The organism is Myxococcales bacterium (genome assembly GCA_023898405.1).
Lineage (GTDB): Bacteria > Myxococcota > UBA727 > UBA727 > JABDBI01.
Genome location: CP060221.1, coordinates 44,818 through 57,745, shown reverse-complemented (window position 1 = coordinate 57,745; position 12,928 = coordinate 44,818). Strand labels below are relative to the sequence as shown.

Genomic DNA, 12,928 nt, shown 5'->3' with positions numbered 1-12,928 from the left:
TTTTACTTCTTCGTCAGCTGGCTTTCTTTTGTTAAAACTCGTGCCAATTCTCTTTTGGTCTTACACGGCGCGGAAGAATCCAGCAACTTACCAGTAGCCTTATCAAATCGCATCTGGGCTAGCTTCTTCTTTAGTTCAACAGCAGTATTTCTCAACTCAACAATTCCCATTTTTGCAATATCATTTGCCATAAATAACTCCTGTCTATCCTACAGTTCATTAGAAGAACAAATTATTTTTGTACTTACCGGTAATTTAGCCGCAGCAAGCTCTAAAGCGCGCGTAGCTAAAGCATCATCCACGCCGGCAATTTCAAACAATATTCTTCCTCTTCTGACACAGGCCACCCAGCCTTCAACACCTCCCTTACCTTTACCCATCCGAACTTCGGCAGGCTTCTTAGTAACAGGCTTGTCTGGAAATATACGGATATATACTTTGGCGCCTCTCTTAACATGGCGAGTAGCTGCAATACGGCAAGCTTCTATTTGCTTATTGGTCACCCAGCCAGCACCAGTGCTTAACAGTGCAACAGAACCAAAGCTAATTTCCGAGCCACCTTTTGCTGCTCCGCGCAGTCGTCCTTTCTGTGTTTTTCGATATTTCAATCTTGCAGGAGATAACATTTTTTTCTATCCATCAAATCCTATAAAAAACTAGGCTGGTTGGCGCTTGTTCTCAACAGATTCCGTCGGGAGAACTTCACCTTTAAAAAGCCAAACTCTACATCCAATCTTTCCATAAGTGGTATCTGCCTCAGCAAAACCATAGTCAATATCAGCTCGCAAAGTATGAAGCGGAACACGTCCTTCTCGATACCACTCGCATCGAGACATTTCAGCCCCACCTAGCCGTCCTGAGCACATTACTTTCACTCCTAAGACACCGAACTTCTGAGCGCTTGCCATAACTTTCTTCATGGCTCGACGAAAAGCTACACGTCGTTCAAGCTCTTGCGCAACTTTCTGAGCGACTAAAGTCGCATCCATTTCAGGTTTTCTGACTTCGTGAATATTGAGAAATACTTCACTCTCAGAATACTTTTGAATATTCTTTTTTAGTCCCTCAATTTCCGTACCCTTTTTCCCAATAAGTACGCCTGGACGAGCAGAATAGATACTTACTTTGCATTTATCTGCGGCACGTTCTATCTCAACACGACTGATAGCAGCGCTTTTACACTGTTTATTTACAAATTTACGAATTTGTAAATCTTCTTTAAGCCATTGTGCATAATTCTTTGAACGAAACCACTTGGAATCCCAAGTTTTATTAATGCCTAGCCTAAAACCTATCGGACTAACCTTCTGACCCATTGATTCTACCTACCTTCTCAATACCGAAATAAAGATTTCCATGCTTTAGTTAGCCCCTAAGAACACTTCTATATGAGCCGTTTGCTTACGAATTTTTGTAGCTCGTCCCTGAGCACGAGGCATAAAACGCTTTCTCAAGGGACCTTTATCCACAACGATGCGTGAAATACTCAACTCATCCACGTCAAGCTTTCGACTATCTGCGTTTGCAGCCGCAGCTTCCAAGAGCTTCTTCAATGGGACGCAACAAGCCTTTTTCTGTGTCGATAAAAAAGCTAATGCGTGAGTAAGCTTGGTATCTCGAATGGCATCAGCAATTACCCGCACTTTTCGAGCACTCATGGGAAGGTTTCTCATGCTTGCGCGAACCGGCCCTTCTCTTCTAGCGGCTTTTCTAGCCAATGCCTTTTTTTTCTCTAACGTTGCCATAATTATCTTCAAATCCTATTTCTTAGATTTTTTATCTGCCGCATGCCCAACAAAATAACGCGTAGGGGAAAACTCGCCGAGTTTGTGCCCAACCATATTTTCTGTCACATAAACAGGTACAAATTTTTTACCATTGTGAACCGCAAAAGTCCCACCTACGAACTCAGGCGTAATTGTCGAACGACGAGACCAAGTTTTGAATACTTTTTTCTTATTGTTTTCATCGGCAGAAGTAACAAATTTCCACAAATGGTGATCTACGAAAAAACCTTTTTTCAATGAGCGTGCCATAACAATGATCTCCCAAATTTATTTCTTGCGACGCTTAATAATCATATTAGCTGTACGTTTATTATTTCTGGTTCGGTGACCTTTAGTAGGTTGTCCCCAAGGCGATACAGGATGTCGACCACCGGAGGATTTTCCTTCACCACCACCTAAGGGGTGATCAACAGGGTTCATTGCGACCCCTCTGTTATGAGGCCTAAATCCTAACCAACGCTTCTTGCCTGCCTTCCCGATCTTACGCAATTCATGCCCAACATTGCCAACCTGTCCAATGGTCGCGGAGCAATTTCCATGAATATATCTCATCTCACCGGACGGCATTCTGATAGTCACATAGTCGCCCTCTTTAGCAAGCAACTGCGCAACCACACCAGCCGAACGGACAAGCTGCCCACCCTTTAATGGTTTGAGTTCTATATTATGAATTTCTAAACCCAAGGGAATATTTTTTAGCGGTAAGTGATTGCCTACTCTTACTTCCGAAGCCGGACCCGAAACTACAGTGTCTCCGATCTTAAGATTATTAGGAGCTAAAATATAGCTTTTGACACCGTCTAGGTATTGTATAAGGGCTAGATTAGCACTGCGATTTGGATCATACTCAAAAGCTACTACTTTGGCAGCAATTCCCGTTTTGCTTCGAACAAAATCAACTTCCCTCAATTTTCGTTTATGGGCACCACCACGAAAGCGGACATTAATACGACCATTTGAGCCTCGTCCACTGATCGCCTTTTTACCTCTCACTAAGTTTTTTTCGGGTTTCTTTTTACTGAGAGTTGTATCCCTATTAATGCTAGAATTTCGTCGGCCGGCACTTGTCGGCTTGTATACAATAATAGCCACTAGATATTTCCTTTCCTACCATAGGACCATAAAGGTTTATCGGTAAGAGCTAAATTAAGCATTTTGTTCTTCTTGGTGCGAAACTTCTTGTCCTATCAAACCGAATAAGTCAACATCCGAACCATTCTTTAATGTTAAATAGGCTCTTTTAGTATTCTTGCGTTTACCCATCTGTTGTCGTACTCGCTTGATCTTTCCCCTATAGTTAAGAGTGTTCACATCAACAACTTCAACATTAAAAAGAGCTTTTGCTGCTTGAACAATCTGATACTTGTTAGCCCAGGGCGCTACTTCCACGAGAATTTTATTTTGGCTTTCTCTCATCTGGGAACATTTTTCAGTGAGGATAGGTCTTCTTAATACTTCATAAACATTACATTGATCAAACATGTTTCTAACCTACTAAACGTTTTTCAAGATTTTTGGCGGCATTTACCGTCATAATCAAGTAAGGATACCTAAGCACATCAGCGACATTAATACCTTCTTGCTTTAGAAACTTCACACCTTGATGATTTCTCGAACTCAAACGTGCCTTATTGTTGTCTTCATCAATCAACAGACAAGAGTCCATCTTAAAATTACCAAGTAATTCACAAACGCGTTTTGTCTTAGGTTCAGGAAAAGAAAGTTCATCAAGCAATCTAAACCTGCCTTCTTGAATACGAGCTGTAATTACTGAAGCTAAAGCAGCTCTTTTCTTTGATTTTGGCATGCTAAAACTGTAATCTCGTGGCTTAGGAGCAAAGGCAACACCACCACCTTTCTGATGCGGATTTTTACGACCTGAACCTTGGCGAGCACAACCTCTCCCCTTCTGAGGAAAAGGCTTCTTAGTCGTTCCAGCAACTTCTGCTTTAGTAAGCACGCTCTGAGTACCTGCACGCCCGCAAGCTCGCTGCCAATTTACAACTTCACTATGAAGATACGGCCGTACTTCGGCTCCAAATACGCTATCTTCCAGCTCTGCCTGGCTGATTTTTTCACCAGCAAAATTAAATACTTCAAATGTAGCCATAACGCTAACTTTACCTCCGAAGGGCTTAAAATCTTTTAAAAATTGTTAATTCTTGAGCTCGACATCAACACCAGCAGACAAATCAAGCTTCATCAACGCATCCAGCGTACCCTGCGTTGGTTCATGAATATCAAGCAGACGTTTATGTGTACGAATTTCAAATTGTTCGCGAGACTTTTTATCTGTAAAGGGACCACGCAAAACGGTATACTTGGTAATACTTGTCGGGAGCGGAATTGGTCCTGCAACCTTTGCTCCTGTACGATGAGCGGTTCCTGCAATATCTTGGGCCGAGCGGTCCAGCAATTTACAATCGTATGCTGAAAGGCGAATTCTAATTTTAGTTGCGGACATCTTGTTAACTTTCCTTATTACCTTAATGAGAGATTCTTTTTATATGTATTTTTTTTTATCTTGCAAGAAGGGAACCGCCTATTCGGCGGTTTAATACATTATTCTTACTCAATAATCTGAGTAACAACTCCTGAACCAACAGTTCTACCACCTTCACGAATAGCAAAACGAAGTTCTTTATCCATAGCTACCGGAGTCAACAGCTCAACTTCCATTTGAGTGTTGTCACCAGGCATAACCATTTCTACGCCTTCAGGCAAAGATACAGTACCGGTCACGTCAGTTGTTCTGAAGTAAAACTGAGGACGATACTTAGTAAAGAATGGGGTATGACGCCCACCTTCTTCTTTGGTGAGAACATAAACTTCTGCTTTGAACTTCTTGTGTGGCTTAATACTACCTGGAGCAGCCAAAACCTGACCACGCTCAATATCTTCACGCTTTAGTCCACGCAAAAGACATCCAACGTTATCTCCTGCTTGACCTTGATCAAGTAGTTTACGGAACATTTCAACGCCAGTCACTGTAGTCTTGCTTGTAGGCTTAAATCCAACGATCTCTACTTCCTCACCTACTTTAACGACACCTTTCTCTACGCGGCCAGTAACAACTGTACCACGACCGGAGATAGAAAATACATCTTCAACAGGCATCAAGAAAGGCTGATCGATAGCGCGTGATGGTGTAGGAATGTACTCATCCACAGCATCCATCAATTTGACGATTGCACCTTCACCGATATCACTCTTATCGCCTTCTAGAGCTTTAAGTGCTGAACCACGAATGATTGGAGTATCATCACCAGGAAACTTGTACGCACTCAACAGTTCTCTTACTTCAAGTTCTACGAGATCCAGCAATTCTGCATCATCTACCATGTCTACTTTGTTAAGAAAAACAACGATGCATGGCACACCTACTTGGCGAGCAAGAAGAATATGTTCACGTGTCTGAGGCATAGGACCATCAGCAGCCGAAACAACCAATATAGCGCCGTCCATCTGCGCAGCACCGGTGATCATGTTCTTAACATAATCGGCGTGCCCTGGGCAGTCTACGTGAGCGTAGTGACGCTTGGCTGTTTCATACTCTAAGTGAGCAGTAGAAATGGTAATACCACGTTCTCTTTCTTCTGGGGCTTTATCAATTTGATCATAGGCAACAGCATTACCGCCATTTTTCTCAGCCATAATCTTGGTGATAGCCGCAGAAAGAGTGGTCTTACCGTGATCTACGTGACCAATAGTACCAATATTAACGTGTGGTTTATCTCTAGAAAATTTTTCTTTAGACATTTTTACTCCCTACCAGAAAAACAAAGGCTTTTCTGCAAATAAAATCAAACAACAACCAATTACTCACCAGTGGCCTTGGAAATTATTTCTTCGGCAATCGAATTTGGCACTGGCTCATAATGGCTAAACTCCATGGTATACGTAGCACGACCTTGGGTTCGTGACCTTAGATCATTCGCGTAACCAAACATCTCAGCTAGTGGCACATTTGCTGAAACAACTTTCATACCACTTCGCTCATCCATACCCGTGATTCGTCCCCGTCGACTATTAAGATCGCCTATAACATCACCCATCCATTCTTCAGGAACGATGACTTCTGTTTTCATAAGCGGCTCAAGAATAATAGGGGCAGCTTTTTTAGCTCCATCTTTGAAACCCATTGAACCAGCTATTTTAAAAGCCATTTCATTAGAGTCTACGTCGTGGTAGCTACCATCAAACAGGGAAACTTTAACGTCAACAACAGGAAATCCTGCTCTAATACCAGAATCAAGAGCTTCTTCAACGCCCTTTTTAACAGCAGGTATGTACTCCTTAGGTATGGAACCGCCAACTATGATGCTCTCAAATTCAAAGCCTTTGCCAGCCTCATTAGGCTCAACTCTAAGCCAGACATGTCCGTACTGACCTCTACCACCAGTTTGACGAACATACTTACCTTCACTTTCAACAAGCTTAGTAATAGTTTCACGGTAAGCAACCTGGGGTTTACCAACATTTGCTTCGACCATAAATTCGCGTTTTAGACGATCAACAATGATCTCAAGGTGTAACTCACCCATGCCAGCAATGGTAGTCTGCCCAGTTTCCTCATCTACACTTAGGCGCAACGATGGATCTTCACTACTTAATTTGCCAAGACCAATACTCATCTTTTCTTGATCGCTCTTGGTTTTAGGTTCAATAGCTAATTTTACAACCGCAGGAGGAACATCCATAGACTCTAAGATGATACGATGATCACCATCGCATAGAGTATCTCCGGTAGTTGCCTCTATACCGATTGCTGCAGCGATACCACCAGCATCAATTTCTTCAATATCTTCTCGTTTATCCGCGTACATACGAACAAGGCGGCCTATTCGCATTTTTTTCCCTGTGCGCATATTTACGATTGAATCACCTTTTTTGAGTGATCCAGAGTAAACTCTCACGAAGGTCAATTGGCCATATTTATCATTAATAATTTTGAACGCCAGAGCTGAAAAGGGCTCATCCAGACTTGCTTTTCTTGAGGCCTCAGTACCATCTTCAAGCTGTCCCTTAATCGGAGGCACATCAAGAGGAGAAGGCAAAAAGTCAACCACTGAATCCAGCATGAACTGGACACCCTTATTTTTGAAAGCTGAACCACAAAAGGTCGGAATAATCTTACCGGACAAGCAGCCCTTTCTGACTGCTCCTATGATTTCATCTTCACTAAGTTCTTCACCTTCAAGAAATTTCTCAGCGAGTGCATCATCACAATCAGCACAATCCTCTATGAGTTTCTCGCGATATTTTTGGGATTGTTCCTTTAATTCCTCTGGAATATCAACAACATCATAACGAGCCCCAAGAGAATCATCGTGCCAAATAAGAGCCTTCATTCGAATGAGATCAACAATTCCCTTGAACGAGGCTTCATTACCAATAGGCAAAGTCAATACGGAAGGGCGAGCTTTTAGACGCTCTACAATCATATCAACGCATCTAAAAAAATCTGCTCCTGTTCTATCAAGCTTATTGACAAAACACATACGTGGTACGCCATATCGATCAGCCTGACGCCATACAGTTTCCGATTGGGGCTCTACACCTGCAACGCCATCAAATACAGTAACTGCACCATCGAGAACACGCATAGAACGTTCTACTTCAATAGTAAAATCCACGTGCCCTGGTGTATCAATAATATTGACACGATAAGGAGCTGCTTTTGGATTTTCTCTTCGGCGCCATTCACAACTTACGGCTGCGGCTGTAATTGTGATACCGCGTTCGCGCTCCTGGGCCATATAATCAGTAACAGCCGCACCTTCGTGCACTTCACCAATTTTATGACTCCGTCCAGTGTAAAACAGAATTCGTTCGGTTGTTGTAGTCTTTCCCGCATCAATATGAGCCACAATCCCTATGTTTCTGACGCGTTCTAAAGGAAACTGTTCTGACATTTTCGCTACCTATCCCTACCTAAGCTAATTACCAACGATAATGAGCAAATGCCTTATTTGCTTCTGCCATCTTATGAGTATCTTCCCGTTTCTTGCATGCGAGACCACGGCTTTGAGAGGCATCGAACATCTCACCGGCAAGTTTTTCTTCCATGGTGCGTTCATTACGATTACGGGCTGAATCCCTTAACCAGCGCAACCCCAAAGCGACACGTCGATTAGCTGGCACTTCAATAGGTACTTGGTAACTTGCGCCACCAACTCGGCGAGACTTCACTTCTACTGCAGGCTTTACATTTTCCATTGCTTTCTTGAAGACCTTGAGAGGCTCTTCTTTGTTTTTATCTTCAATGATTTGAAATGCGCCATAGACAATGTGCTCGGCTACTGATTTCTTGCCATCTTTCATTACGACATTGATCAATTTGGTTACTAAGCGATCGTTGAACTTAGGATCTGGATCGATATTTCGTTTTTCTACTTCTCGTCTTCTTGGCATACGTTTTTTTTTCCACTGATATTTAAATTGTTTAGGATCTATTTCCCTTTCTTGGTTCCATATTTGGAACGGCCTTTTTTACGACCATTAACACTTACTGAATCCAATGCACCTCGAACAACGTGATACCGACATCCGGGCAAGTCTTTAACACGACCTCCACGAATGAGCACAACAGAGTGTTCTTGCAGATTGTGGCCTTCACCAGGAATATACGTGGTCACTTCCATTCCATTAGTTAAACGAACCCGAGCTACTTTTCTTAGAGCTGAGTTAGGTTTTTTAGGTGTAGTGGTGTACACACGAATACACACCCCTCGCTTTTGAGGGCAATTTTGAAGGTGCGGCGAATCACTTTTCTCTGAAAGCTTACGACGACCATTACGAACCAATTGGCTAATCGTTGGCATACTACTTCTGTCCTTACACTTGGCTTTACTATTTTAGTTTAGCTCCGCCTTATTTATCTAAGATTTGAAAATTAGCGTGATCTTTGTATCGAATCCGGTTCATTTGTAAAGATGCTTGATACAATTTAAGTGACTAATAACAGTGATTTGTTGATAATTTTTTAATTTAAATGTGGATTAAGTGAACCAAGGTATACGTTTTTTGCTAAGCATAAACCAAAATTATGCTGCAATTTTGGGCTAGTAGGCCTTTACCAACTAGACTTTTATTTTTTATCGATCGAAAAAATATTTAGCTGCAGAAAATTGTGACAACTGAGATTTTTCAAGCAAAAAACGGGTCCCTATGAGCTTGCACAACGATGGTATCGCCAAGAATATTTTTGAACAAAGACATCTGCTTTTAGTTACTGAATTTCTAAATCAAGGGGGACAGGCTACACTTTACAAGGGGCGTATACTACCTCACTATCAAGATATCATCCTAAAGATTTATAATGATCGTTCTCAGGCAAAGCGGGAAGCCAAAGCACTCTGTGCTTTAAAGCATCCGTGTATCCCAGCATATCAAGGATATTGCCAGGTTAAGGAATCACTAGGAATTATTTTGGATTATTTTCCAGCCAAGAGCTTCAGACAGGTGATTAAGAGCAAGCTTTCACTTGAGCATATAAGAAGCATTACAAGGCAGCTTTTAGAAATATTGGCCTATATTCATTCTACGGGCATTTATCATAACGATCTATCACCCGATAATCTGCTCTGGCAGCAACATAAGGGTTCTCTCATAATCGACTTTGGTGCTGCGAGTTTTGGTCCGCTTTCTAGTTCATTTCCTTTCGGACAAACTTGCTATCTCGCTCCCGAAATCTTGTTTGGTGCTCAGACCAGTCATTTGTCGGATCTTTACAGTTTGGGCACAATTTTATTTGAGTGCATTACCATGCAATCTTTTAATCCCGCAAAAATGTATAGATCATTTAGATTACTAGAGGAAAATGTAACAGGCGATCAGAAGGATTTATTCTACCTCATTAAAGCTTTACTTGCCCCTACCCCGCGGCTCCGTCCTAAATCTGCTCAAAAGATTTTAGATGTAATGCAATGGCAACAAGTTCGTGATCCGCCCCTTCTAATGAAAGACAACGAAGAGACAAAAATTATATCTCACTCAGAAAGAATGACTTTGATTCAAACCACCATCGACTATATTCCATTGCGCTCTAATACTGATGATCGCGGTGATTCATCGATGCCAGAGTTTTTTGAATACGAATTAAATTGACTCTCAGTCCAACTTTTTTTGTCCTGTAAAGCGGTGACCCCTTAAGATCCTGATTAAAAGTTTCTTGATTGAGGAAAACCCTTCCAGGTACTGGCTGAAATCGAGGCTCGGGGCTAAACTTCTCGAATTTATTCCAAGGACAAACTTCCTGGCATACATCACAACCAAAAGCCCATTCATGATTTCTTGGCGCAAGCGCTATAGACTCACTATGAAGCGTTCGTTCAATGGTCCAGGTAGATATGCATTTTTTTGCTTCGATAGTATGAGGGGCTATTATAGCTTTTGTTGGGCAGGCATCAATGCAGCGAGTGCACGTTCCACAATTTGGCCCTGTATACGCCTCATCAGCTTGTAAGTTTAAGTCAGTGGCCACACCACCTATAAACGTCCACGTTCCAAATTCCCGATGAATAAACATGGCACTTTTGCCAATAAAACCTAATCCTGCTTTCAAAGCCCACGAGCGTTCTAAAAATGGACCTGTATCGTTAAATATCCAGCTTTGTGCTCCATATTCTTTTTGTAAATAATTTGAGATGTTTTTAAGTCTTTTTTTAAACCACTGGTGATAATCGTGCCCCCAGGCATAACGAGCAATTTTTGCTTGAGCCTGTAAAGAAGTTGGGTGATCACCAGTGTAATAATTTTTTATAACAACTATAACACTCTGAGCTATTGGGAAAAATGAGCGCACATCTAGTCTTTGAGGAAGTGTTCGGTAGAGATAATCGAGTGGGCCAAACCTTTCGTCAACCGAAGCTTGCTTAACTTCTTGAATAAAGGGCAGCGGACCATCCACAGAAGCGATTCCCATATCATCAAAGCCGAGTGAAGTGGCATATTCTTTCAGTAAAATTTCTTTGGACATTGAACTAAAATTTTAGCGCGATGCTAATTCGTAGTCGGATAGAGCAATCATTGCAGCATTCTGAGTGGCAATTTTCAGGTTTTCCCCATGAGCGCTGGCTACAATTTTATCCTGCACCTTAATTCCTACATGAAAAGTTGGAGCATGAGCAGGTCCACTCTTGTCCAAAATTATATATTTAGGTGCCTGATGGATGTGAGCCTGAACTATTTCTTGCAATCGTGTTTTTGCATCCTTTTCGATGGTAGAGAGATCAAGTGAAGGTTCTCCCAAAACAGAAAAAATAGTTACACGAGCGCTATCAAGCCCGCCATCAATGTACACAGCGCCAAAAATAGCCTCGAGAGCATCCGCTAATACTGCTGCTGTATAGTTTCCGCCTGCCGCTCTCATTGCTCTGTCACTCACTAAGTAATCACCAAGCTTAATTCTTTGAGCTCCGAGCGCAAGATTTTCCTGGCAAACATATTGAGCTCTTAGGCGGCTTAGATCACCCTCTCTCAAATGTTTCTTGTTTTGATAGAGAAAATCAGCAGTTATGACCGACAGCACAGCGTCACCCAGAAATTCCAGGCGTTCATTGTTAATCAGCTGATCGCTTGGATTATTTTTAACACGAGCGCTTTTATGCATAAGTGCAAGCTTTAACAAGGAATGATCTTTAAACTTATAAGCAATAGCACGATCGAGCACTTGGTATTGAGTGGATTTTTGGTTTAAATCGAAAATAGGCATCAGCAAGCGTCTCTCTTAAAGGCGTTGGCATCAGACTTACTTCGAAAAACCAGTCGTAGAGGGATTTCACCAAGATCAAGATTTTTCCTGAAATAATTGGTTAAATAGCGTTTATACGAGTAATTAACTTCACGCGGTTTCGAACAACTGATGGCAAAAGTTGGTGGAGCCGTATCGATTTGCGTAGCAAAATACATTTTTAAGGGGCGCCCCATAACCGACGGAGGTTGGTGTGCCTCTAAAGCTCTCTCCAAAGCGCGGTTGAGCTGCGATGTATTAATACGCTTGTTAAATCGAGGGGCCAACTTAAATGCAATATCAATGGCATCAAATACGTGATGACCATACTTAGCAGACAAAAATACTACCGGCACATAGGCAAAAAACGGCAGATGAAACTTTACTTCTTCAATGAATTTTGTCTTGCTTGTCTCGCTTGAAGTCTGCTCATCCCATTTATTGATAGCTAAGATACAGGCTTTCTTCTTTTCAAAAATAATACCCGCGATTTTTTTATCCTGCTCTGTAACCCCTTCTTTGGCGCTGATCATCATTATGGCAACATCCGAGCGATCCACTGCACAGAGCGACCGTGCAACAGCCATTTTCTCAACTTCTTCATCAATACTTCTCTGGCGCCTAATACCCGCAGTGTCGATCAAACAGATTTCTTTTCCCGCATAAGAAAAGTAAGTGTCGATTGCATCCACTGTGGTTCCAGGTATTTCTGATGTCATGACCCGGTCTTCATTGAGAATCGCGTTGACAAAAGTTGATTTACCGCCGTTAGGTCTACCCACTACGGCAAGACTTAGTTTAGATGGATCAAAGTGACGCTTCACCTGTTCGGGCTCTTCTGACAATACAAGTGAAAGGTGGCGAGCACTTGATGATCGAGGCTTTAGCTTCAGCTTCTCCAAAACTTTTAACTTAAGCTCCTCAAGACCAATTTTTTGTGCGGCGCTGACAAATACCGGTTGTTCGAAACCAAAGCGTAGACAATCCAAGGCATTAACCAAATTATTCTTATGATCAACCTTATTGATCACAGCTATAACCGGTTTACCTGTCTTACGAAGCATAGATGCAACTTCCATATCTGCTGCAGTAATGCCATCCTTTGCGCTCACCACAAAAAGGATGACGCTTGCCTGCTGAGATATGAAGTTATCAACCCGTTTACTCACCAAACTTTGAAAGGGATTATCAACATGTGACTCGTGCTCGAGTCCCCCTGAATCAACCACAGTAATTTGGTGCCCAAAAAATTGAGCATCCCTCATGATACAATCACGAGTCGCCCCAGGAGTTCCATGTGCAATACTAATTTTTTTGTCAGACAGGCAATTAAAAAGCGTACTTTTACCTACATTGGTTTTACCAACGAGAATACACTTGTGTTTAATCTCAAATAAACTCATAAATA

The 12,928-nt window shown here is 42.0% G+C and carries 17 protein-coding genes; 1 reads left to right on the top strand and 16 read right to left on the bottom strand.

All coding sequences use genetic code 11. The features are described from left to right. Positions 1-2: 2 nt before the first annotated feature. From rpmC to H6731_00230, 13 genes are all read right to left on the bottom strand, one after another. Positions 3-191 carry a 50S ribosomal protein L29 gene (gene rpmC, locus H6731_00290; protein ID USN50898.1) on the bottom strand — a complete coding sequence of 63 codons (189 nt, stop codon included), beginning with the start codon at positions 189-191 and terminating at the stop codon, positions 3-5. Positions 192-209: 18 nt separating this feature from the next. Continuing rightward, the gene (gene rplP / locus H6731_00285) at positions 210-626 is read right to left on the bottom strand and encodes a 50S ribosomal protein L16 (GenBank protein USN50897.1); all 417 of its coding nucleotides are present in this window, start codon (positions 624-626) and stop codon (positions 210-212) included. Positions 627-656: 30 nt separating this feature from the next. After that, entirely contained in the window at positions 657-1,316 is a 660-nt protein-coding gene (rpsC, locus tag H6731_00280; GenBank protein USN50896.1) for a 30S ribosomal protein S3, read from the bottom strand. 45 nt (positions 1,317-1,361) lie between these two features. Further along, positions 1,362-1,745 carry a 50S ribosomal protein L22 gene (gene rplV / locus H6731_00275; GenBank protein ID USN50895.1) on the bottom strand — a complete coding sequence of 128 codons (384 nt, stop codon included), beginning with the start codon at positions 1,743-1,745 and terminating at the stop codon, positions 1,362-1,364. Between the two features lie 15 nt (positions 1,746-1,760). Next, the gene (gene rpsS / locus H6731_00270) at positions 1,761-2,036 is read right to left on the bottom strand and encodes a 30S ribosomal protein S19 (protein USN50894.1); all 276 of its coding nucleotides are present in this window, start codon (positions 2,034-2,036) and stop codon (positions 1,761-1,763) included. 18 nt (positions 2,037-2,054) lie between these two features. Further along, on the bottom strand, positions 2,055-2,879 hold the full coding sequence (gene rplB / locus H6731_00265) for a 50S ribosomal protein L2 (protein USN50893.1): 825 nt from the start codon (positions 2,877-2,879) through the stop codon (positions 2,055-2,057). 54 nt (positions 2,880-2,933) lie between these two features. Beyond that, positions 2,934-3,269 (bottom strand): 50S ribosomal protein L23, encoded by a 336-nt coding sequence (gene rplW, locus H6731_00260; protein ID USN50892.1) that lies wholly within the window; start codon positions 3,267-3,269, stop codon positions 2,934-2,936. 4 nt (positions 3,270-3,273) lie between these two features. Continuing rightward, positions 3,274-3,897 carry a 50S ribosomal protein L4 gene (gene rplD / locus H6731_00255; protein USN50891.1) on the bottom strand — a complete coding sequence of 208 codons (624 nt, stop codon included), beginning with the start codon at positions 3,895-3,897 and terminating at the stop codon, positions 3,274-3,276. A 45-nt stretch (positions 3,898-3,942) separates the two neighbouring features. Then, positions 3,943-4,251, bottom strand: coding sequence for a 30S ribosomal protein S10 (gene rpsJ / locus H6731_00250; GenBank protein ID USN50890.1), 309 nt, complete (start codon positions 4,249-4,251; stop codon positions 3,943-3,945). A gap of 104 nt (positions 4,252-4,355) precedes the next feature. After that, positions 4,356-5,546: an elongation factor Tu gene (tuf, locus tag H6731_00245; GenBank protein ID USN50889.1), complete on the bottom strand. Its 1,191-nt coding sequence runs from the start codon at positions 5,544-5,546 to the stop codon at positions 4,356-4,358. Between the two features lie 59 nt (positions 5,547-5,605). After that, on the bottom strand, positions 5,606-7,702 hold the full coding sequence (fusA, locus tag H6731_00240; protein ID USN50888.1) for an elongation factor G: 2,097 nt from the start codon (positions 7,700-7,702) through the stop codon (positions 5,606-5,608). 28 nt (positions 7,703-7,730) lie between these two features. Beyond that, positions 7,731-8,201, bottom strand: a complete 471-nt coding sequence (rpsG, locus tag H6731_00235) for a 30S ribosomal protein S7 (protein USN50887.1) — start codon at positions 8,199-8,201, stop codon at positions 7,731-7,733. A 38-nt stretch (positions 8,202-8,239) separates the two neighbouring features. Further along, positions 8,240-8,611, bottom strand: a complete 372-nt coding sequence (locus H6731_00230; GenBank protein ID USN50886.1) for a 30S ribosomal protein S12 — start codon at positions 8,609-8,611, stop codon at positions 8,240-8,242. Between the two features lie 346 nt (positions 8,612-8,957). On the opposite strand from H6731_00230, the gene H6731_00225 reads away from it, so the two are divergent. After that, complete coding sequence (locus H6731_00225) at positions 8,958-9,896, top strand: protein kinase (protein USN50885.1); 939 nt, start codon at positions 8,958-8,960, stop codon at positions 9,894-9,896. Here the strand turns inward: H6731_00225 and queG are convergent. The 3 genes from queG to der are packed head-to-tail and all read right to left on the bottom strand — an operon-like array spanning position 9,835 to position 12,923. Then, on the bottom strand, positions 9,835-10,767 hold the full coding sequence (gene queG / locus H6731_00220) for a tRNA epoxyqueuosine(34) reductase QueG (protein USN50884.1): 933 nt from the start codon (positions 10,765-10,767) through the stop codon (positions 9,835-9,837). The genes H6731_00225 and queG overlap by 62 nt on opposite strands. 12 nt (positions 10,768-10,779) lie before the next feature. Further along, positions 10,780-11,502, bottom strand: a complete 723-nt coding sequence (gene rnc / locus H6731_00215) for a ribonuclease III (protein USN50883.1) — start codon at positions 11,500-11,502, stop codon at positions 10,780-10,782. Continuing rightward, entirely contained in the window at positions 11,502-12,923 is a 1,422-nt protein-coding gene (gene der / locus H6731_00210; GenBank protein USN50882.1) for a ribosome biogenesis GTPase Der, read from the bottom strand. The genes rnc and der overlap by 1 nt, the downstream gene beginning before the upstream one ends. Positions 12,924-12,928: the final 5 nt, after the last annotated feature.

What these genes read in the sequence shown, in the direction of transcription:
- H6731_00225 (USN50885.1), top strand. Translation starts at nt 8,958, where the DNA reads ATGAGCTTGCACAACGATGGTATCGCCAAGAATATTTTTGAACAAAGA.
- rpmC (USN50898.1), bottom strand. Translation starts at nt 191, where the DNA reads ATGGCAAATGATATTGCAAAAATGGGAATTGTTGAGTTGAGAAATACT.
- tuf (USN50889.1), bottom strand. Translation starts at nt 5,546, where the DNA reads ATGTCTAAAGAAAAATTTTCTAGAGATAAACCACACGTTAATATTGGT.
- rplW (USN50892.1), bottom strand. Translation starts at nt 3,269, where the DNA reads ATGTTTGATCAATGTAATGTTTATGAAGTATTAAGAAGACCTATCCTC.
- rpsG (USN50887.1), bottom strand. Translation starts at nt 8,201, where the DNA reads ATGCCAAGAAGACGAGAAGTAGAAAAACGAAATATCGATCCAGATCCT.
- rplD (USN50891.1), bottom strand. Translation starts at nt 3,897, where the DNA reads ATGGCTACATTTGAAGTATTTAATTTTGCTGGTGAAAAAATCAGCCAG.
- rnc (USN50883.1), bottom strand. Translation starts at nt 11,502, where the DNA reads ATGCCTATTTTCGATTTAAACCAAAAATCCACTCAATACCAAGTGCTC.
- rplV (USN50895.1), bottom strand. Translation starts at nt 1,745, where the DNA reads ATGGCAACGTTAGAGAAAAAAAAGGCATTGGCTAGAAAAGCCGCTAGA.
- rpsS (USN50894.1), bottom strand. Translation starts at nt 2,036, where the DNA reads ATGGCACGCTCATTGAAAAAAGGTTTTTTCGTAGATCACCATTTGTGG.
- H6731_00230 (USN50886.1), bottom strand. Translation starts at nt 8,611, where the DNA reads ATGCCAACGATTAGCCAATTGGTTCGTAATGGTCGTCGTAAGCTTTCA.
- der (USN50882.1), bottom strand. Translation starts at nt 12,923, where the DNA reads ATGAGTTTATTTGAGATTAAACACAAGTGTATTCTCGTTGGTAAAACC.
- queG (USN50884.1), bottom strand. Translation starts at nt 10,767, where the DNA reads ATGTCCAAAGAAATTTTACTGAAAGAATATGCCACTTCACTCGGCTTT.
- fusA (USN50888.1), bottom strand. Translation starts at nt 7,702, where the DNA reads ATGTCAGAACAGTTTCCTTTAGAACGCGTCAGAAACATAGGGATTGTG.
- rpsJ (USN50890.1), bottom strand. Translation starts at nt 4,251, where the DNA reads ATGTCCGCAACTAAAATTAGAATTCGCCTTTCAGCATACGATTGTAAA.
- rpsC (USN50896.1), bottom strand. Translation starts at nt 1,316, where the DNA reads ATGGGTCAGAAGGTTAGTCCGATAGGTTTTAGGCTAGGCATTAATAAA.
- rplP (USN50897.1), bottom strand. Translation starts at nt 626, where the DNA reads ATGTTATCTCCTGCAAGATTGAAATATCGAAAAACACAGAAAGGACGA.